General features: G+C 73.5%; 17 protein-coding genes. 7 read left to right on the top strand and 10 right to left on the bottom strand.

Annotated elements, in window-relative coordinates; genetic code table 11:
* The first annotated feature begins 1 nt into the window (after position 1).
* Both ACIQPQ_RS30600 and ACIQPQ_RS30595 read left to right on the top strand, forming a co-directional pair.
* A complete protein-coding gene (locus ACIQPQ_RS30600) occupies positions 2 to 814 on the top strand; it encodes an urease accessory protein UreD (RefSeq protein WP_401310849.1) in 813 nt (270 codons plus the stop codon).
* Between the two features lie 137 nt (positions 815 to 951).
* The gene (locus tag ACIQPQ_RS30595) at positions 952 to 2,550 is read left to right on the top strand and encodes an alpha/beta hydrolase (protein WP_401310162.1); all 1,599 of its coding nucleotides are present in this window, start codon (positions 952 to 954) and stop codon (positions 2,548 to 2,550) included.
* A gap of 113 nt (positions 2,551 to 2,663) precedes the next feature.
* Here ACIQPQ_RS30595 and ACIQPQ_RS30590 read toward each other — a convergent pair whose 3' ends face one another.
* The 5 genes from ACIQPQ_RS30590 to ACIQPQ_RS30570 all read right to left on the bottom strand — a co-directional run bounded on the left by ACIQPQ_RS30590 (position 2,664) and on the right by ACIQPQ_RS30570 (position 8,948).
* On the bottom strand, positions 2,664 to 3,401 hold the full coding sequence (locus tag ACIQPQ_RS30590; protein WP_401310159.1) for a lysophospholipid acyltransferase family protein: 738 nt from the start codon (positions 3,399 to 3,401) through the stop codon (positions 2,664 to 2,666).
* A 235-nt stretch (positions 3,402 to 3,636) separates the two neighbouring features.
* Complete coding sequence (locus ACIQPQ_RS30585; protein WP_401310156.1) at positions 3,637 to 6,132, bottom strand: SpoIIE family protein phosphatase; 2,496 nt, start codon at positions 6,130 to 6,132, stop codon at positions 3,637 to 3,639.
* A gap of 153 nt (positions 6,133 to 6,285) precedes the next feature.
* Positions 6,286 to 7,506: an ornithine--oxo-acid transaminase gene (gene rocD / locus ACIQPQ_RS30580; protein WP_401310153.1), complete on the bottom strand. Its 1,221-nt coding sequence runs from the start codon at positions 7,504 to 7,506 to the stop codon at positions 6,286 to 6,288.
* Positions 7,503 to 8,315, bottom strand: coding sequence for a dimethylargininase (gene ddaH, locus ACIQPQ_RS30575; protein ID WP_401310846.1), 813 nt, complete (start codon positions 8,313 to 8,315; stop codon positions 7,503 to 7,505). Before ddaH ends, rocD begins: the two co-directional genes overlap by 4 nt.
* A 129-nt stretch (positions 8,316 to 8,444) precedes the next feature.
* On the bottom strand, positions 8,445 to 8,948 hold the full coding sequence (locus ACIQPQ_RS30570; RefSeq protein ID WP_383771146.1) for an Lrp/AsnC family transcriptional regulator: 504 nt from the start codon (positions 8,946 to 8,948) through the stop codon (positions 8,445 to 8,447).
* A gap of 78 nt (positions 8,949 to 9,026) precedes the next feature.
* On the opposite strand from ACIQPQ_RS30570, the gene ACIQPQ_RS30565 reads away from it, so the two are divergent.
* Genes ACIQPQ_RS30565 through ACIQPQ_RS30550 form a run of 4 tightly spaced genes read left to right on the top strand, consistent with a single transcriptional unit; the run spans position 9,027 to position 13,170 of the window.
* Positions 9,027 to 9,803, top strand: coding sequence for a LytR/AlgR family response regulator transcription factor (locus ACIQPQ_RS30565; RefSeq protein ID WP_383771149.1), 777 nt, complete (start codon positions 9,027 to 9,029; stop codon positions 9,801 to 9,803).
* A gap of 3 nt (positions 9,804 to 9,806) precedes the next feature.
* On the top strand, positions 9,807 to 10,169 hold the full coding sequence (locus tag ACIQPQ_RS30560; protein WP_401310150.1) for a hypothetical protein: 363 nt from the start codon (positions 9,807 to 9,809) through the stop codon (positions 10,167 to 10,169).
* Between the two features lie 59 nt (positions 10,170 to 10,228).
* Positions 10,229 to 11,965: a cation acetate symporter gene (locus tag ACIQPQ_RS30555; protein WP_401310147.1), complete on the top strand. Its 1,737-nt coding sequence runs from the start codon at positions 10,229 to 10,231 to the stop codon at positions 11,963 to 11,965.
* On the top strand, positions 11,962 to 13,170 hold the full coding sequence (locus ACIQPQ_RS30550) for a sensor histidine kinase (protein WP_401310144.1): 1,209 nt from the start codon (positions 11,962 to 11,964) through the stop codon (positions 13,168 to 13,170). The genes ACIQPQ_RS30555 and ACIQPQ_RS30550 overlap by 4 nt, the downstream gene beginning before the upstream one ends.
* Before the next feature lie 59 nt (positions 13,171 to 13,229).
* Here ACIQPQ_RS30550 and ACIQPQ_RS30545 read toward each other — a convergent pair whose 3' ends face one another.
* The 5 genes from ACIQPQ_RS30545 to ACIQPQ_RS30525 all read right to left on the bottom strand — a co-directional run bounded on the left by ACIQPQ_RS30545 (position 13,230) and on the right by ACIQPQ_RS30525 (position 17,796).
* On the bottom strand, positions 13,230 to 13,400 hold the full coding sequence (locus ACIQPQ_RS30545; protein ID WP_383771161.1) for a hypothetical protein: 171 nt from the start codon (positions 13,398 to 13,400) through the stop codon (positions 13,230 to 13,232).
* 68 nt (positions 13,401 to 13,468) lie between these two features.
* Positions 13,469 to 14,419, bottom strand: a complete 951-nt coding sequence (locus ACIQPQ_RS30540; RefSeq protein ID WP_383771164.1) for a cytochrome c oxidase assembly protein — start codon at positions 14,417 to 14,419, stop codon at positions 13,469 to 13,471.
* 120 nt (positions 14,420 to 14,539) lie between these two features.
* The gene (locus tag ACIQPQ_RS30535) at positions 14,540 to 15,565 is read right to left on the bottom strand and encodes a 6-phosphofructokinase (protein WP_383771167.1); all 1,026 of its coding nucleotides are present in this window, start codon (positions 15,563 to 15,565) and stop codon (positions 14,540 to 14,542) included.
* A 234-nt stretch (positions 15,566 to 15,799) separates the two neighbouring features.
* A complete protein-coding gene (locus ACIQPQ_RS30530; RefSeq protein ID WP_383771170.1) occupies positions 15,800 to 16,528 on the bottom strand; it encodes a type 1 glutamine amidotransferase in 729 nt (242 codons plus the stop codon).
* A gap of 20 nt (positions 16,529 to 16,548) precedes the next feature.
* Positions 16,549 to 17,796 carry a MurT ligase domain-containing protein gene (locus ACIQPQ_RS30525; protein WP_383771173.1) on the bottom strand — a complete coding sequence of 416 codons (1,248 nt, stop codon included), beginning with the start codon at positions 17,794 to 17,796 and terminating at the stop codon, positions 16,549 to 16,551.
* A 158-nt stretch (positions 17,797 to 17,954) separates the two neighbouring features.
* Between ACIQPQ_RS30525 and def the strand changes: the two genes are divergently transcribed.
* Entirely contained in the window at positions 17,955 to 18,494 is a 540-nt protein-coding gene (gene def / locus ACIQPQ_RS30520; RefSeq protein WP_401310138.1) for a peptide deformylase, read from the top strand.
* Positions 18,495 to 18,527 lie beyond the last annotated feature (33 nt).

Below are 18,527 nucleotides of genomic sequence, written 5' to 3'. Positions count from 1 at the left end.
CCTGAACCCCGGCACCGGACCCGGCGCACACCACGGCACGCATCACGGCACGGGCGGGGTGCGCGCCACCGCCCGCATCGAGGCCCGCGCGGACGGCCGCGGCGGCACCGTGCTGCCCGTCCTGGAGAGCGACGGCCCGCTCGCCCTGCGCCGCACCCGCGGCGAGCCCGACGAGGCGCGGGTCCTGCTGGTCGGCGCGATGAGCGGCCCGCTCGGCGGCGACCACTTCGCCGTCGAGGCCATGGCCGGCCCCGGCGCCCGGCTGCGCGTCGGCTCGGTCGCCGCGACCCTCGCCCTGCCCGGCCAGGTCAAGTCCGGGGCCCGCTACGATGTCCGCCTCGACGTCGCCGACGGCGCGGAGCTGCACTGGCTGCCCGAGCCGCTGATCTCCGCGCAGGGCAGCGACCTGCACGTCACCACCCGTGCCGACCTCGCCCCGGACGCCACGCTCGTCCTGCGCGAGGAGCAGGTCCTCGGCCGGGTCGGCGAGGACCCCGGCCGCCTCACCAGCAGGCTCACGGTGCGGGTCGGCGGCCGGACCGTCCTGGACCAGGAACTGGCCTGCGGGCCCGGGGCGCCGGGCGGCTGGGACGGCCCGGCCGTCCTCGGCGGCCACCGCGCCGTCGGTCAACTCGTCGTCGTACGGCCGGGGTTCGCGGACCGGCCGGTGACGGCACGGGTGCTCGGCCCCGGCGCCGCCCTGGTGCCGCTCGCCGGACCGGCCGCCTTGGTCAGCGCCGTCGCGCCGGACGGACGACTGCTGCGCCGGGTGCTGGACGAGGCGGTGAAAGTCCTGGCGTCCCCCGACGCGTGATCCGGTGAACGGGACTTTCCGGTCCGGTTATCGGATTGGCAAAGAAGGTCAACCACATCTGTTCTCAGACACCTCACAGCCGCAAGGATTCCCCGTATCCGACCGACTCCGATCAACAATGTACGGGGAGTGCCCTCTTGAGGCAGATACGACCGAACAGGCGGACCGCGGTGCTGGGTTCGGCGGGCGCACTCGTCGCCGCCACCCTGGTGGCCGGTGCCGTCGCCGCCCCGACGGCCAGCGCGACCGGCTACCGTCCGGGCCAGGACCGTGAGATGCGCGGCGCGGCGATCGCCGCCGAGCGCGCCGCGCGGGCCGGTGTCGACTGGCAGGACTGTCCCGCCGACTGGGGCCTCGCCAAGCCGGTCCAGTGCGGCTACGTCACCGTGCCCCTGGACTACGCCCGCCCCAACGGCAAGAAGATCAAGATCGCCGTGGACCGGGCCGTGAGCACCGGCACGAAGGAGGAGCGCCAGGGCGCCCTCGTCTACAACCCCGGCGGCCCCGGCGGCTCCGGCCTGCGCTTCCCGCTGCGCTCCACCACCAAGTCCGCGCTCTGGGTCAACACCGCCAAGGCGTACGACTTCGTGGGCTTCGACCCGCGCGGCGTCGGCCGGTCCGCGCCCATCTCCTGTGTCGACCCCCAGGAGTTCGTCAAGGCGCCCAAGGCCGACCCGGTCCCGAAGACCGAGGCCGACAAGCGCGCCCAGCGCAAGCTCGCCCGCGAGTACGCCGAGGGCTGCTACGAGCGCAGCGGCGACATGCTGCCGTACATGACCACCCCGAACACGGTGCGCGACCTGGACGTCATCCGGGCCGCCCTCGGCGAGAAGAAGCTGAACTTCCTCGGCGTCTCCTACGGCACCTACCTCGGCGCGGTCTACGGCACCCTCTTCCCGGGCCACGTCCGCCGCATGATCGTCGACAGCGTCGTCAACCCGTCGCGGGAGAAGATCTGGTACCAGGCCAACCTGGACCAGGACGTCGCCTTCGAGGGCCGCTGGAAGGACTGGCAGGACTGGGTCGCCGCCAACGACGCCGTCTTCCACCTCGGCACCACCCGCGCCGCCGTCCAGGCCAAGTACCTGGACCTGCGCGCCACCGCCGCGAAGCAGCCCCTCGGCGGGGTCGTCGGCCCGGCCGAGCTGATCTCCTTCTTCCAGAGCGCGCCGTACTACGACTCGTCCTGGATCCCGGTCGCCACCGTCTTCAGCAAGTACGTCGCCGGTGACACCCAGGCCCTGATCGACGCCGCCGCCCCCGACCTGTCGGACACGGCGGGCAACGCCTCCGCCGAGAACGGCAACGCCGTCTACACGGCCGTCGAGTGCGCCGACGCCCAGTGGCCCACCAGCTGGAAGAAGTGGGACCGCGACAACACCCGGCTGCACAAGGACCACCCGTTCATGACGTGGGCCAACGCCTGGATGAACCTGCCGTGCGCCACCTGGCCGGTCCGGCAGCAGACCCCGGTGAACGTCAAGACCCACAAGGGCCTGCCGCCGGTGCTCATCGTCCAGTCCGAGCGGGACGCGGCCACCCCGTACGAGGGCGCCGTCGAACTGCACCAGCGCTTCAAGGGCTCCCGCCTGATCACCGAGAAGAACGCCGGCTCGCACGGCGTCACCTCGCTGGTCAACCCGTGCATCAACACCCGGGTGGAGGCCTACCTCCTCACCGGCAAGCTGGACACCGCCGACGTGACCTGCACCCCGCACGCCACGCCGAAGCCGTAACACCCCGCGACGGACCGAGGGGCGGCCGGGACACCCCGGCCGCCCCTCACCCCTGTCGCCTCACCGCGACCGGGCGCCGGGCGGCACTCCGTACCGCCCGTACCGCGCGCGTCTCACCGCTGCGGCAGCCTCGGGAACCGGCGCCCCCGCTCCGCGGCCCGCTCCTTCGCCGCGGCCTCCTCCTCGGCCTTGACCTCGGCCGCGTACCGGTCGACGTACTCCTGCCCCGACAGATGGAGGATCGCGTACATGATCTCGTCGGTGATGGCGCGCAGGACGGCCTTCTCGCCCTCCATCCCGGCGTACCGGGAGAAGTCGAGCGGCTCGCCGAACCGGATGCTCACCGGGTGGACGCGCGGGATCTTCCGGCCGGGCGGCTGCGCCTCGAAGGTGCCGATCATCGCGCACGGGACCACCGGCACGCCCGCCCTGAGCGCCATCACCGCGACGCCGACCTTGCCCTTGTAGAGGCGGCCGTCGTGCGAGCGGGTGCCTTCGGGGTAGATGCCGAGCAGCTCGTCCTTGGCCAGTACGCCGAGCCCCTCGCGGATGGCGGCCTGGCCCGCCTCCTTGCCCGAACGGTCCACGGGGATCTGCCCGGCGCTGCGGAAGAAGAACGCCGTCAGCCGTCCCTTGACGCCCGGACCCGTGAAGTACTCCGCCTTGGCGAGGAAGGTGATCCGGCGTCTGAGGATCGCGGGCATGAGGAAGTGGTCCGCGAACGACAGGTGGTTGCCCGCCACGATCGCCGCCCCGGACGCGGGCACGTGGTCGAGCCCCTCGATGCGCGGCCGGAACACCAGCCGCAGCAGGGGACCCAGCACCACGTATTTCAGGAGGTAGTAGAACAAGGAGCGGCTCCTCAGTCCGGCGGATCGGCTCGTCCGCCGTGTTCCAGCAGGTCACCCGGTATGACGCGGGCTGCAAAGTCTAGACCTGGCCGTCCGCGCCCCGGAATCCCCGTGGATCACCGCGACGCTGACGGCACGTCATGAACCGTACCCACGGGCCGTGTCGGCCGCACAGCCGTACGACGTCCGTGCCCCGCCCGCGGCGCCTCACACGCGCCCGCGCGCCGGGGGCCGTTCACGCCTCGGGGCCGGAGAGCGACTGCTCCGCCCAGATGATCTTCCCGTCGGGCACGAAGCGGGTGCCCCAGCGGCGGGTGACCTGCGAGACCAGCAGCAGTCCGCGCCCGCCCTCGTCGGTGGTGCGCGGGTGGCGCAGATGCGGGGTGGTGGCACCGGCGTCGTGCACCTCGCAGACCAGCAGCGCCCGTTCGCGGATCAGCCGCAGCCGGATCGGGCCCCCGGCGTACCGGATCGCGTTGGTGACGAGTTCGCTGACGACCAGCTCGGTGGTGAACGACAGCTCCTCCAGGCCCCATTCGCCCAGCCTGCGGCTTGCCGCCTTGCGTGCCTCGGCGACCGCCGCCGGGTCCACCGGCAGCTCCCACTCCGCGACCCGGCCGGCCGGCAGCCGCAGGGTCCGGGCCATCAGCAGCGCCGCGTCGTCGTGCGGCCGGTCCGGCACCAGCGCGTCGATGACACCGCGGCAGCTCGGCTCCAGCGTGGTGCCCCGCCGCTCCAGGGCCCGCACCAGCCGCTCCCGCCCGTCGGCCAGGGTCCACCGGTCGCCCTGGGTGAGCAGCCCGTCGGTGTGCAGCGCGAGGACGCTGCCCTCGGGGAGGACCAGCTCGGCCGACTCGAACGGCGGCCCGCCCGCGCCGAGCGGCGGCCCCTGCGGGAGGTCCACGAACTCCACGGTGCCGTCGGGCCGGGCGACGGCCGGGGCCGGGTGTCCGGCGGCGGCCATCGCGCACCGGCCGTCCACCGGGTCGTAGACGACGTACAGACAGCCCGCGCCCACCGCCTGGGAGGCGTCGGCGTGCTCCGCGCCCTCCCCTTCCGCGCCGTCTCCCGCGCCGTCCTGGTCCTGCGCCCCGCGCGCCACCAGGTCGTCCAGGTGGGCCAGCACCTCGTCCGGCGGCAGCCCCAGCGCGGCGAGGGTCCGTACGGCGGTCCGCAGGCGGCCCATCTGGGCGGCGGCCTCGATGCCGTGGCCCGGCACCTCGCCCACGACCAGGGCCACCCGCGCCCCCGAGAGGGGGATGACGTCGTACCAGTCGCCGCCGAGGCCGGTCAGCTCGTCGGCGGGCCGGTAGCAGGCGGCCGCCTCCACCGCGTCCTGCTCGGGGAGGCGGTGGGGGAGCAGATTGCGCTGGAGCGCCAGGGCGGCGTCGCGTTCGCGGGTGTAGCGGCGGGCGTTGTCCACGCAGACCGCGGCCCGCGAGACGAGGTCCTCGGCGAGGACGAGGTCGTCCTCGCCGAACGGCTCCTGGGCGGCGTGGCGCAGGAACGTGGTCACCCCGAGCGTGGCGCCGCGGGCCCGCACCGGCACGATCAGCACGCTGGGCGGCCCCGACCCGGCGTCGGCGGCGGGCAGCGCGGTGCTCCACCCGGCCGCCTCCGGACCGACCCGCTCCTCCCGCCAGGCCCGCCCCGTGGTGAGGCAGCGTGCGGCGGGCGAACCGGCGGCATGGGTGACGGTCCGGGGCGCCGGGCGGTCGGCCGCGTCGTCGTCGTGCTCCCCGTCGGGCGGCGCGGGGTCGGCGGCCGTACGGTGCCCGGCGCGCCGCAGCACGACGGGGCCGTCCGCTCCGCTCGCCGGGAGGGCGGTGGGCTCGGCCCCGCGCAGCACCGACTCCAGCAGGTCCACGGCCACGGCGTCGGCGAACCCCGGCACCGCCACCTCCGCCAGCTCCTGCGCGGTGCGGCCGATGTCGAGGCTGCGCCCGATGTGCCGTCCGGCCCGGTCCAGCAGGGCGAGGCGGCGCCGGGCACGGTGCCGGTCGGTGATGTCCACGACCGTGTAGTAGACGCCCGCGGGGCTGCCCCACTCGTCGTCGAGCCGGGTGAACGACAGGACGTGCGCGGACTCGCGGTGCGGGGCGCCCGGGGTCCGCCCGACGTGCTCGAACCCGACGACCTTCTCGCCGGAGGCCAGCACCCGCAGCATGGTCGCCTCGACCGGCGCGCAGTCGAAGCCCGGCTGCACGTCGCCCATCCGCAGCCCGAGCCGCCGCTGCGGAGGGCCGCCGCCGAAGCGCTCCAGCGCCGCGTTGGACCAGACGTACCGCAGGTCGGTGTCGACGACGGCGATGCCGATGGGGGAGTCGGCCACCATCTGCTCCAGGACGGAGCGGCTCATGGTCCAGCCGGGGGCGTCCGCCATCTCGTTCATCAGGACCAGCCGACGGGGGGCGCGCCCGCTCTCCTGGGTGGCGCTGATCCGGGTCATCACGGTCACCGTGCCCCGGTTCTTCGGGCACACCGAGAGCAGCCCGGTCCAGCTGCCGGACCGGCGGCACCGGTCCAGCAGCTCCGGCACCCGCCCGGCGTCGTCGGCGGCCAGCAGCCCGGCCAGGTCGAGTCCGACCGCCTCGTCAGCCGTGTAACCGAACATGCGTTCGGCGTCTCGGGTCCAGGCGGTCACCACACCTCGCGCGTCGAGCACGAGGGGCACGGCGTCCGCCACGTCGAACCACCGGCGGGCGGCGCCGTCCTCGTCGTGAGTGCCCACGGTCGACCTCTCTGTCGCTGAGAGTGGTCTACCCACCTTCCGGACTCCATCTTCACCCGCTAAGCGATGGATATGCCTTTTGGTGGCTATAGACCATTCACGACAGACATGTCACAGGGATGCACCCGCGTGGAACGGACGGCGCCCGGCCCGCTACCCGCTGACCACCCTCCCCAGCGCCGCCAGCGCGGACCCCAGCTCCTCCTCCGTGATCGTCAGAGGCGGCGCCAGCCGAATCGTCGACCCGTGGGTGTCCTTCACCAGCACCCCCTCCCGCAGCAGCCGCTCCCCGACCTCACGCCCGCTGCCGACCGCCGGGTCCACGTCGACCCCCGCCCACAGCCCCCGCGCCCGGAACCCGGTCACCCCGCGGCCGACGAGGTCGGTCAGCCCGTCCCGCAGGACGCCGCCGAGCCGGGTCGCACGGGCCTGGTACTCCCCGGTCTCCAGCAGTTCCACCACCGCCGTGCCGACGGCCGCGGCCAGGGGGTTCCCGCCGAACGTCGAACCGTGTTCGCCGGGCCGCAGCACGGACAGCACCTCGCGGGTGGCGACGACCGCCGACACCGGCACGATGCCGCCGCCGAGGGCCTTGCCGAGCAGGACGACGTCCGGGCGGACGCCCTCGTGCTCGACGGCGAGGGTCCGCCCGGTGCGGCCGAGGCCCGACTGGATCTCGTCGGCGACGAACAGGCAGCCCGCCCGCCGGGTCAGCTCCCGCACCCCGGCGAGGTAGCCGTCGTCGGGGACGACGACACCGGCCTCGCCCTGGATCGGCTCGATCAGCACCGCCGCGGTCGTCTCGTCGACGGCCGCCTCCATCGCCGCGAGGTCGTTGTACGGCACGACGCGGAAGCCGGGCGTGAACGGGCCGAACCCGGCCCGCGCCGTCTCGTCGGTGGAGAAGCTGACGATCGTCGTCGTGCGGCCGTGGAAGTTGTCGGCGGCGACCACGATCGTGGCCAGTTCGGCGGGCACGCCCTTCACCTCGTAGGCCCACTTGCGGGCCACCTTCACGGCGCTCTCCACCGCCTCGGCGCCGGTGTTCATCGGCAGCACCATGTCGAGGCCGGTCAGCGCGGTCAGCCGTTCCGCGAACCCGGCGAGCCGGTCGTGGTGGAAGGCCCGCGAGGTCAGCGTCAGCCGGTCCAGCTGCCGGTGCGCGGCCTCGATCAGCGCCGGGTGGCGGTGGCCGAAGTTGAGCGCCGAGTACCCGGCGAGCAGGTCGAGGTAGCGGCGCCCCTCGACGTCCTCCACCCAGCAGCCCTCCGCCCGCGCCACGACCACCGGCAGCGGGTGGTAGTTGTGCGCGAGGACCGGTTCCTCGGCCCGGATCAGGTCGGCGGAGCCACGGACGTGCGCGGGAGCGGTCATGAGCGGATCTCCTGGGTGCAGCACTTGATGCCGCCGCCGGCCTTCTGGAACTCGGAGAGGTCGACGGGGACGGGGACGTAGCCGTGGTCGGCGAGGTTCGCAGCCAGGGACTCGGCCCGGGGCGCGATGAAGACGTTGCGGCCGTCGGAGACGGAGTTCAGCCCGAACACCATCGCGTCGTCGCGGGAGGCGAGCACCGCGTCCGGGAACAGCCGGGCCAGCACCTCGCGGCTGCCGGGCGAGAACGCCTCCGGGTAGTAGGCGACGTTGGTGTCGTCGAGCACGAACAGCGCGGTGTCGAGGTGGTAGAAGTGCGGGTCGACCAGGGTCAGGCTGACCACCGGGTGCCCGAAGAACTCCTGGACCTCCCGGTGGGCCTCGCGGGTGGTGCGGAACCCGGTGCCCGCCAGCACGTAGCGGCCGGTCCAGACGAGGTCGCCCTCGCCCTCGCAGACGAACTCGGACCGGTGGACGTCGTAGCCCGCCGTCTTGAACCAGCGGTCGTAGTGGGCGGACTCGCCGCGCCGCTCGGCCGCGTGGAACAGCGAGCCGAAGACCCGCCCGTCCACGACGACCGCGGAGTTCGCGGCGAAGACCATGTCGGGCAGGCCGGGCGCGGGCTCGACCGTGTCGACGGTGTGCCCGTGGGTGCGGTAGGCGCGGATCAGCGCCTGCCACTGCTCCTGGGCCAGATCGACGTCGACGGGGGTGTCGGGACGCATCCACGGGTTGATCGCGTACTGCACGGCGAAGTGTCTGGGCTCGCAGACCAGGAAGCGCCGAAGGCGCGGCTCACGGCTGACGCTCACGCTCACAGAGGGGTTCCTCCGCTTTCTGCGGTGTCGACTGAGGGTGACACCACCGTAGAAACTGCGGCCGACGCCCGACAAGCGGGAAAAGCTGCGCGTCCACGCACGAATGCTGCGTGTTCTGCCCGCTCAGCGCGGATCTGCTGCGTCGTCCGGCGCGGCGTGGGTCGCGCCGGCCTCGGGACTGTCCGGCAGCAGGTGCGACAGCACCATCACACTGATCGTCTTCCGGATGAACGGCTCCACCCGGATGCGCTCCAGCACCGCCTCGAAGTGCTCCACGTCCCGCGCCCGCACGTGCAGCAGCGCGTCCGCGCCGCCCGTCACCGTCATCGCCGCGGTGATCTCCGGATGGTTGCGCACCACCTCCGCCAGCCGCCGCGGCGGCGCGGCGCCCTCGCAGTACACCTCCACGTACGCCTCGGTCCGCCAGCCCAGCGCCGACGGCTGCACCGTCGCCGTGAACCCGGTGATCACCCCGGACTCCCGCAGCCGGTCCACCCGCCGCTTCACCGCCGTCGCCGACAGCCCGATCGCGGCCCCTATCTCGGCGAAACTCGTCCGGGCGTTCGCCATCAGCGCCGTGAGGATCTTCCGGTCGAGTTCGTCGAAGAGGGGACCACCGCTGTTCATGCGGGCACTGTATCCAGCGGCTCCGGGTTCGCCCCGGCACGTGTCCAGGCGTCCGGATCGCCCCTACACTCCACCTTCATGCTGCGCGCCCTCGCCGTCGACGACGAACGCCCCTCGCTGGAGGAGCTGCTCTACCTGCTCGCCGCCGATCCCCGCATCGGCAGCGTGGAGGGAGCGGGCGACGCCACCGAGGCGCTGCGCCGCATCAACCGTGCCCTGGAGTCGGGCCCCGAGGGCCCGGAGGCCGTCGACGTCGTCTTCCTCGACATCCACATGCCCGGCCTCGACGGCCTCGACCTGGCCCGCCTCCTCACCGGCTTCGCCCGCCCGCCGCTGGTCGTCTTCGTCACCGCCCACGAGGACTTCGCCGTCCAGGCCTTCGACCTCAAGGCCGTCGACTACGTCCTCAAACCGGTCCGCAAGGAGCGCCTCGCCGAAGCCGTCCGCCGCGCCGCCGAACAGCGCACCGGCGCCCCGCGCCCGACCGGCGGCCCCCTGCCCGCGCCCGTCCCCGTCCACGAACCCGACCCGGACCACATACCCGTCGAACTCGGCGGGGTGACCCGCTTCGTCGCCGTCGACGACATCACCCACGTCGAGGCCCGCGGCGACTACGCCCGCCTGCACACCGACCGCGGCAGCCACCTCGTCCGCATCCCGCTCTCCACCCTGGAGGAGCGCTGGCGGGCCCGCGGCTTCGTCCGCATCCACCGCCGCCACCTCGTCGCCCTGCGCCACATAGGGGAGCTGCGCCTCGACGCCGGGACCGTCAGCGTCCTCGTCGGCGGCGACGAACTCCAGGTCAGCCGCCGCCACACCCGCGAGCTGCGCGACCTGCTGATGCGGAGGCCCTGACCCGTGCCGCCCCAGGACCCCGCCGAGCGCCGCGTCACCGTCACCGGCCCGCCCCGCCGCACCCGGCGCCCCAGCGGCCCGCACCGCCCGCGCACCGAGATCGACGAGCAGACCACCCTCGGCCACACCTACGTCCGCTCCCTCATGCGCACCCAGCTGCGCGCCGCCCTCACCGTCTTCGCCGTCCTCGCCCTCCTGGTCGGCCCGCTGCCGCTGCTGTTCGCCGCCCTGCCCGACGCCCGCCGCCTCCAGTGGGCGATCCTCGGCTTCGGCCTCTACCTCCCGCTGGTCCTCCTCGCCCGCTGGTACGTCCGACGCGCCGAACGCAACGAACGCGACCTCGTCCGCCTGGTCGAGGACCGCTGAGGACCGCCGACAAGCAATGAGGACCAGGACCGCCGAGGAGCCATGAGGACCGCACGCCCGTGAACCCGAACTTCGCCGTCCCCGCCGTCGCCCTGGTCGTCGTCGCGACCGTCCTCGTCGGCGCCTTCGGCCTGCGCATCTCCCGCACCACCTCCGACTTCTACGTCGCCTCCCGCACCGTCGGCCCCCGCCTCAACGCCGCCGCCATCAGCGGCGAGTACCTCTCCGCCGCCTCCTTCCTCGGCATCGCCGGACTCGTCCTCGTCCAGGGCCCCGACATGCTCTGGTACCCGGTCGGCTACACCGCGGGCTACCTCGTCCTGCTCCTCTTCGTCGCCGCGCCCCTGCGCCGCTCGGGTGCCTACACCCTCCCCGACTTCGCCGAGGCCCGCCTCGCCTCCCAGGCGGTACGGCGGCTCGCGGGCGCCTTCGTCGTCGGCGTCGGCTGGCTCTACCTGCTGCCCCAGCTCCAGGGGGCCGGCCTCACCCTGACCGTGCTGACCGGCGCCCCCGACTCCCTCGGCGGACTCATCGTCGCCGTCGTCGTCACCGTCACCGTCGCCGCGGGCGGCATGCGCAGCATCACCTTCGTCCAGGCCTTCCAGTACTGGCTGAAGCTCACCGCCCTCCTCGTCCCCGCCCTCTTCCTCGTCCTCGCCTGGCAGGCCGACGGCGGACCCCGCCGCGCCTTCGACGAACCCCCCGCCCTGCGCGACCAGCGCTCCGTCCGCGTCGACGACACCCTCGACCTCACCCTGGACCGCCCGCTCACCGTCACCGTCACCGGCCGCGTCGACGGCCGCCCCCACCACGCCGCCGCACTGCGCCTGCCCGCCGGGACGCACCGCGTCGACGCCGGGACCCGCCTCACCTTCCCCGAAGGCAGCACCGTCCCCACCGCCGAGCGCGGCAGCAACGGCGGCATGTCGACCTCCCTCGCCGCGGGCCGCGAGGAACGCCCGCTGTACGCCACGTACGGGCTGATCCTCGCCACCTTCCTCGGCACGATGGGCCTGCCGCACGTCGTCGTCCGCTTCTACACCAGCCCGCACGGCGTCGCCGCCCGCCGCACCACCGTCGCCGTCCTCGCCCTCATCGGCGGCTTCTACCTCCTCCCGCCCGTCTACGGCGCCCTCGGCCGCCTCTACGCCCCCGAACTCGCCCTCACCGGCGACGCCGACGCCGCCGTCCTGCTGCTGCCGGACCGGGTGATCGGCGGCCTCGGCGGGGACCTGCTCGGCGCGCTCGTCGCGGGCGGCGCCTTCGCCGCGTTCCTGTCCACCGCCTCCGGCCTCACCATGGCCGTCGCCGGGGTCCTCACCCAGGACGTGCTGCCTTCCCGCGGGGTACGTCACTTCCGCCTCGGCACCGGCCTCGCGATGCTCGTCCCGCTCGCCGGAAGCCTCCTGGTCGGCGGGCTGCCCGTGGCCGACGCGGTCGGCCTCGCCTTCGCCGTCTCCGCGTCCTCGTTCTGCCCGCTGCTCGTCCTCGGCATCTGGTGGCGGCGGCTCACCCCGCCCGCCGCGGCCGCCGGGATGCTCGTCGGCGGCGGCAGCGCCTTCGCCGCCGTCACCGCGACCATGGCGGGCCTGCCCGTCACCGGCACCCTCCACGCCCTGCTGGCCTGGCCCGCCCTGTGGTCGGTCCCGCTCGGCTTCCTCACCATGATCCTGGTCTCCCTCGCCACCCCCGGCCGCGTCCCGCCCGGCACCGCGGCCGTCCTGGCCCGCTTCCACCTGCCCGAGGAACTGCGCACGGCCGAGGTCACCCCCCGTACGGCGGAGGTCACGTCATGAGCGGATTCCTCGCGGGCCTCTGCATCGCGATCCTGCCCTGCCTCGCCGCGGGCCTCTGGCTCGGCCGCCGCACCGCCCGCCCCCAGCACCTCGGCGGCCTCGGCACCCCCGTCGAGCACGCCACCTTCCAGACCCTGCACACCGCCTCCCTCGCCGCGCCCCCGCTGCGCGCCGGGCTCACCGAGGAGACCGCCCGCAAGTCCGCCCGCCGGCTGCGCACCCTGCTCGGCACGGACGCCCTCTGCCTCACCGACCGGAGCGAGGTCCTCGCCTGGGACGGCGTGGGCGCCCACCACCGCGCCGAGATCATGGCCCGCCTCGCGGGACCGCTGGACACCGGGCGCGGCGAGGCCTTCCCCCTGGAGTGCGCGACGCCCGACTGCCCGGTCCGGTGGGCGGTCGTCGCCCCGCTCACGGTCGACGACCGGGTGCACGGCGCCCTCGTCGCGTGCGCGCCCCGCGAGTCGGCCGTCCTGGTCCGGGCGGCGGGCGAGGTGGCCCGCTGGGTGAGCGTCCAGCTCGAACTCGCCGACCTCGACCGCTCCCGCACCCGCCTCATCGAGGCCGAGATCAAAGCCCTGCGCGCCCAGATCTCCCCGCATTTCATCTTCAACTCGCTCGCGGTGATCGCGTCCTTCGTGCGCACCGATCCCGAGCGGGCCCGCGAGCTGCTGCTGGAGTTCGCCGACTTCACCCGCTACTCGTTCCGCCGCCACGGCGACTTCACCACCCTCGCCGACGAGCTGCACGCCATCGACCACTACCTGGCGCTGGTCCGGGCCCGCTTCGGCGACCGGCTCGCCGTCACCCTCCAGATCGCCCCCGAGGTGCTGCCCGTCGCGCTGCCCTTCCTGTGCCTCCAGCCCCTGGTGGAGAACGCCGTCAAGCACGGCCTGGAGGGCAAGACGGACCGCTGTCACATCCGGATCACCGCGCAGGACGCGGGCGCCGAGGCCCTTGTCGTCATCGAGGACGACGGCGCGGGCATGGACCCCGCGCTGCTGCGGCGCATCCTCGCGGGCGAGGTCAGCCCGTCCGGCGGCATCGGCCTGTCCAACGTCGACGACCGGCTGCGGCAGGTCTACGGCGACGCCCACGGCCTGGTCATCGAGACCGCGCCGGGCGCGGGCATGCGGATCACCGCCCGGCTGCCCAAGTACCAGCCGGGCGTCCATACGACAGCGGCCCGCGTCGGCCCGCCCTGACGCTCACCCCGCAGGGATCACCCCGAAGCGATCACCCCGTACGGATCTCCCCGCAGGGATCACGGCGTGCGGGTCGCGATCAGGGCGAGGGTGATCAGGCCGAGGACGACCCAGCCGAACCACAGCCAGCCGTTGCTGCCGAGCGCGACCGTGTAGGCCGTCACCACGACCAGTCCGCCGATGGTGAGGACCCCCATGGTCCTGGTGGAAGCGTCCGTGGAACCGTGCATCGCGGCACCCTCCTCCGGCGCGCCCGCCGCCGGGCGCGTCCCCTCCATGGTGCCCTGCTTCCGCGGGATCAGCCCTGGCGCGCGTTGAGCGAGGCCAGATAGGCGTTGTACGCCTCCAGCTCCTTGTCGCCGTCGCGGTCGGCGGCCCGGTCCTGGCGCTTGGCCTGCCGCTGCTCGGAGCCGTACCACTGGAAGAGCAGGGCGATCAGCACCAGCACCGACGGGATCTCGCTGAACGCCCAGGCGATGCCGCCCGCCGCGTTCTGGTCGGAGAGCGCGTCGATGCCGAGCGAGCCGGGCGGGTTCTCGAACGTCTTCACCATCGGCTCGGACGCCATCATCAGCGCGATCCCGAAGAACGCGTGGAACGGCATCCCGGCGAACAGCTCCAGCATCCGCATCAGATAGCCGGGCCGGTTCGGGCCCGGGTCGACGCCCATGATCGGCCAGAAGAAGACCACGCCGACGGCGAGGAAGTGCACCATCATCGCGATGTGCCCGGTCCTGGAGCCCATCAGGAAGTCGAAGAGCGGCGTGAAATAGAGGGCATACAGGCTCGCGATGAACAGCGGGATGGTGAACGCCGGATGCGTCACGATGCGCAGGTAACGGCTGTGCAGCAGCATCAGCAGCACCTCGCGCGGGCCCTTGCGGCCCCGGCCCGCGGGCGGCAGCGCGCGCAGCGCGAGGGTGATCGGCGCGCCCAGCAGGAGCAGGATCGGCGACAGCATGCTGATCACCATGTGCTGCACCATGTGCACGCTGAACATGACCATGCCGTAGTCGTTCAGCCCGGTGCACATCACCAGCAGGATCGTCAGGACACCGGCGACGAAGGCCACCGTCCGCCCCACCGGCCAGGCGTCCCCGCGCCGCCGCAGCCGCAGCACACCCCAGGCGTACAGCCCGAGTCCGACGAGACAGGCGACGAGGAAGAACGGGTCCGTGGACCATTCGAGACCCCGCCCCAGCGTGAACGGCGGCAGATCCGCCGTCATGCCGTGCCCGCTGTGATCCATCCGCCGGCTCCTGATTCGTGGGGGGTTGCGCGTTTCCTGCCGCCCCCAGACTAGAACCGCCCCCGGCCGCTCCTGCGACCGGGGGCGGGACCGCCGACGGGTGGGTGCCGACGGTGTGGTCTACAGCACGCACTCCGCCTCGGCGAAGCGGTCGTCCGGGACCGTCTTGAGCGTCTCGACGGCCTCCGCCAGCGACACCATGACGATCTCGGTGCCGCGCAGCGCGGTCATCATCCCGAACTCGCCCCGGTGGACGGCCTCCACGGCGTGCCAGCCGAAGCGGGTGGCGAGGACGCGGTCGTACGCGGTGGGCGTGCCGCCGCGCTGGACGTGGCCGAGGATGACCGGGCGGGCCTCCTTGCCGAGGCGGCCCTCCAGCTCGATGGAGAGCTGGCGGGCGATCCCGGCGAACCGCTCGTGCCCGTAGACGTCCTTGGCGCCCTCGTCGAAGGCCATGGTGCCCGGCGCGGGCTTGGCGCCCTCCGCGGCGACGACGATCGCGAACCGCTTGCCCGCCGCGAACCGTTCACCCACCCGCCGGGACAGCTCCTCGATGTCGAACGGCCGCTCCGGGACGACGATGGCGTGGGCGCCCGCCGCCATGCCGGAGTGCAGCGCTATCCAGCCGGTGTGCCGTCCCATCACCTCGACGACCAGGACCCGCTGGTGGGACTCGGCGGTGGTCTTCAGCCGGTCCAGCGCCTCGGTGGCCACGCCGACGGCCGTGTCGAAGCCGAAGGTCACGTCGGTGACCGCGATGTCGTTGTCGATGGTCTTCGGCACGCCGACCACCGGCAGTCCGCTGTCGGCCATCAGCCGGGCCGCCTTGAGCGTGCCCTCGCCGCCGATCGGGATGATGGCGTCCAGGCCGAGTTCCTGGACGTGGCCCCGGGCCCGCTCCACGCCGTCCCGCAGATGCGAGGGCTGGACACGGGACGAGCCGAGGATGGTGCCGCCGCGGGCGAGGATGCCGCCCACCGCGTCGAGGTCGAGCTTGAGGTAGTCGCACTCCAGGAGGCCCTTCCAGCCGTCCCGGAAGCCGATGACCTCGTCGCCGTGGTCGACGACGGCACGGTGCACGACGGACCGGATGACGGCGTTCAGGCCGGGGCAGTCGCCGCCGGACGTGAGGACACCAATGCGCATAGCCCGAACAACCTTCTCCAACGTGGGCCGGTTCCGGACCACGTTGTCCGGCTCGATCCCCGCCACCCTAGCGGCAGGAGGGGGCCGGGCCGAAGAACGCGTCCGCCTGCTGGACGCGCCTGCTCACCTGTGCGGACGTACCCACAGACGGGCTGCGTCCGCACAGGTCGCCGGGCGATCACCGGGCGGTCGCCGGGGGTGTCGGGCCGGTGGACCCGGCACGGCCGGGAGGTGTCAGGCGGGCTGCTGGGCGCTGGCGATCCGCTCGTTGCGCAGCGCCTCGTACCAGCGGTCGTCGGTCGGCGGCAGCGCGTTCACGTCCAGCGCCAGCTTGAGCAGCAGGTCCGCGATGAGCGGGTTGCGGGCCAGCACCGGCCCGTGCATGTACGTGCCGAACACGGTGTCGTTGTAGGCGCCCTCGGTGCCGTCGCCGGTGCCGTTGCCCTTGCCGATCTGGACCCGGGCCAGCGGGCGGGCGGTCGGGCCGAGGTGGGTGATGCCCTGGTGGTTCTCGAACCCGGTCAGCTGGGGCAGGCCGAGCCGCGGGTCGATGTCGGCGAGGACGTCGCCGACGCAGCGCTCGCCCTCGCCGCGGGTGGTGGTGACGTCCAGCAGGCCGAGGCCGGGCTGGCGCTGGCCCTGGTCGTTGACGAACTCGTGGCCCAGGATCTGGTACCCGGCGCACACGGCGAACACGATCGCGCCGTTCTGCACCGCCTGGTAGAGGTGCCCGTCGCGGCGCAGCCGCTCGGCCGCGAGCCGCTGCGGACGGTCCTCGCCGCCGCCGATCAGGTAGATGTCGCCGGAGGTCGGGATCGGCTGGTCGCTGCGGACGTCCAGCCGGGCCACGTCGAGACCGCGCTGCCGGGCGCGGCGCTCGACGACCAGGACATTGCCCTGGTCGCCGTAGGTGCTCAGCAGGTCGGGGTAGACCCAGACGACGCGGAGGTTGTTGTCGCTCATCAAGTGATCGTCCCTCGTGCTCAGTTGCCGACGCGGCGGCGCAGGTCCTGGAAGGCGGTGTAGTTCGCGATGACCTCGATCCGGCCGGGCGGCGCCGCCTGCACGGCCTGGTCGACGGTGTCGCAGACCTGGAAGTGCTGGTTGGCCACCTCCAGGCGGACCGCGAGGTCCAGCTTGCGGTCGCCGACGACGAAGATCGGGTGGCCGGTGAGCCGGGTGTAGTCGACGTCCCACAGCCAGGAGGTGTCGGTGCCGTCGGCGCCGCGCGCGTTCACCGAGAGGATGACCGGGGTCGGCGGCGGGTCGATCAGGCTGAACGTCTCCAGCCAGCCGGCCGGGTTCTTCGCCAGCAGCAGCCGCAGGTCGCGCTGCATGAACTGGACCACGTCGTAGCGTCCGGCGACGGCCTGCACCTGGTACATCCGCTCCAGCGCGACCTGCGGGGGCACCCCGAAGACGGCGGCCACGGCGGCGGAGGAGGCGGCGTTGGCCTTGTTGGCGCGGCCGGGCAGCTGGAGGTGGATCGGCCAGGCGGAGCCGTGCGGGTCGAGGACGTGGTCGCCGGACAGCGCCCAGCTCGGCGTCGGGCGGCGGAATCCGCACTCGCCGCAGAACCAGTCGTCGCCGGGCCGCTGCATCACACCGCCGCAGGACGGGCAGGACCAGGCGTCGTCCTTCCACATCTGTCCGGCGGCGACCCAGATCACGTTCGGGGAGGAGGACGCGGCCCACACCACCAGCGGGTCGTCGGCGTTGGCGACGACGACCGCCTTCGAACCGGCCAGCCCCTCCCGCCAGTTCTCCGCGAGCATGCGGGTCTCGGCGGCCCGGTCCAGCTGGTCGCGGGAGAGGTTCAGCAGCGCGATGCACTTGGGGTCGGTGTCGCGGGCCACCCCGGCGAGGTACTTCTCGTCGACCTCGATGACGCCGTACCGCGCGTCCGAGCCGCCCGCCAGCGCCGAGGTGATCCCGGCCGGCATGTTGGCGCCCAGCGCGTTCGAGACGACCGGGCCCGCGGCGCGCAGGGCCTCGGCGATCAGCCGGGTGGTGGTGGTCTTGCCGTTGGTCGCCGAGACGAGGACGACGTCCAGGTTCTGGGCGAGGCGCGCGAGGAGGTCGGGGTCGAGCCGCAGCGCGACCTTGCCGCCGATCACGGAGCCGCTGCCCCGCCCCGCGGCGCGGGAGGCCGCGGCGACCGCCTTGCCGGCGGTCACGGCGATCTTGGCCCGCGGCGTGAGCGGGTCCGAGTTGCCTGAGTTGCCTGCCATCAGTTCTCGATCCTCCTTGCGTACGCGCCGCGCCTGAAGCCTGACGGCAACGTGGTAGGTGGTCAGCCTATCGAGATCCAATCGCACACCCGAATCCCGGACCGCCCCCACGCCGCGTGCGGCATGCGCGTGTCAGAAAGGACCGTACCCTTGCCGCCATGCGACACGGCTCCATCCCGGGCGCCCACGGGCGCGTCCGGCCCCTCACCCTGCTCGGCGACGAGGTCCTGCGGCGGCCCTGCCGGGAGGTCACCGACTTCGGTCCCGCGCTCGCCCGGCTCGTCGACGACCTGTTCGCCACGATGTACGCCGCCCGCGGGGTGGGCCTGGCGGCCAACCAGGTCGGCGAGGACCTGCGGGTGTTCGTCTACGACTGCCCCGACGACGAGGACGTCCGCCACCTCGGCCACGTGGTCAACCCGCGCCTGGTGCGGGCGGACGGCCTGCTGCTGCGCGGCCCCGAGGGCTGCCTCTCCCTGCCCGGCCTGGAGGCGGGCACGGAACGGTACGACGAGGCGGTGGTCGCGGGCGTGACCCTGACCGGGGAGCCGGTCACCGTGGAGGGAACCGGCTTCTTCGCGCGCTGCCTCCAGCACGAGTGCGACCACCTGGACGGCACGGTCTACGCGGACCGCGTCACCGGCTGGCGCCGCCGTCGCCTCACCCGCCAGGTCGCCAAGGCCGCCTGGAGCCGCTGAGTGCCGGGAGGCCCCGGCGTACGGTGCCGCCCG

The sequence above is a fragment of the Streptomyces sp. NPDC091281 genome, from assembly GCF_044757425.1.
In the GTDB taxonomy this organism is placed as follows: Bacteria; Actinomycetota; Actinomycetes; order Streptomycetales; family Streptomycetaceae; genus Streptomyces.
Note: the sequence above shows the minus strand (reverse complement) of the source record. Positions and strands in the feature narration are given on the sequence as shown.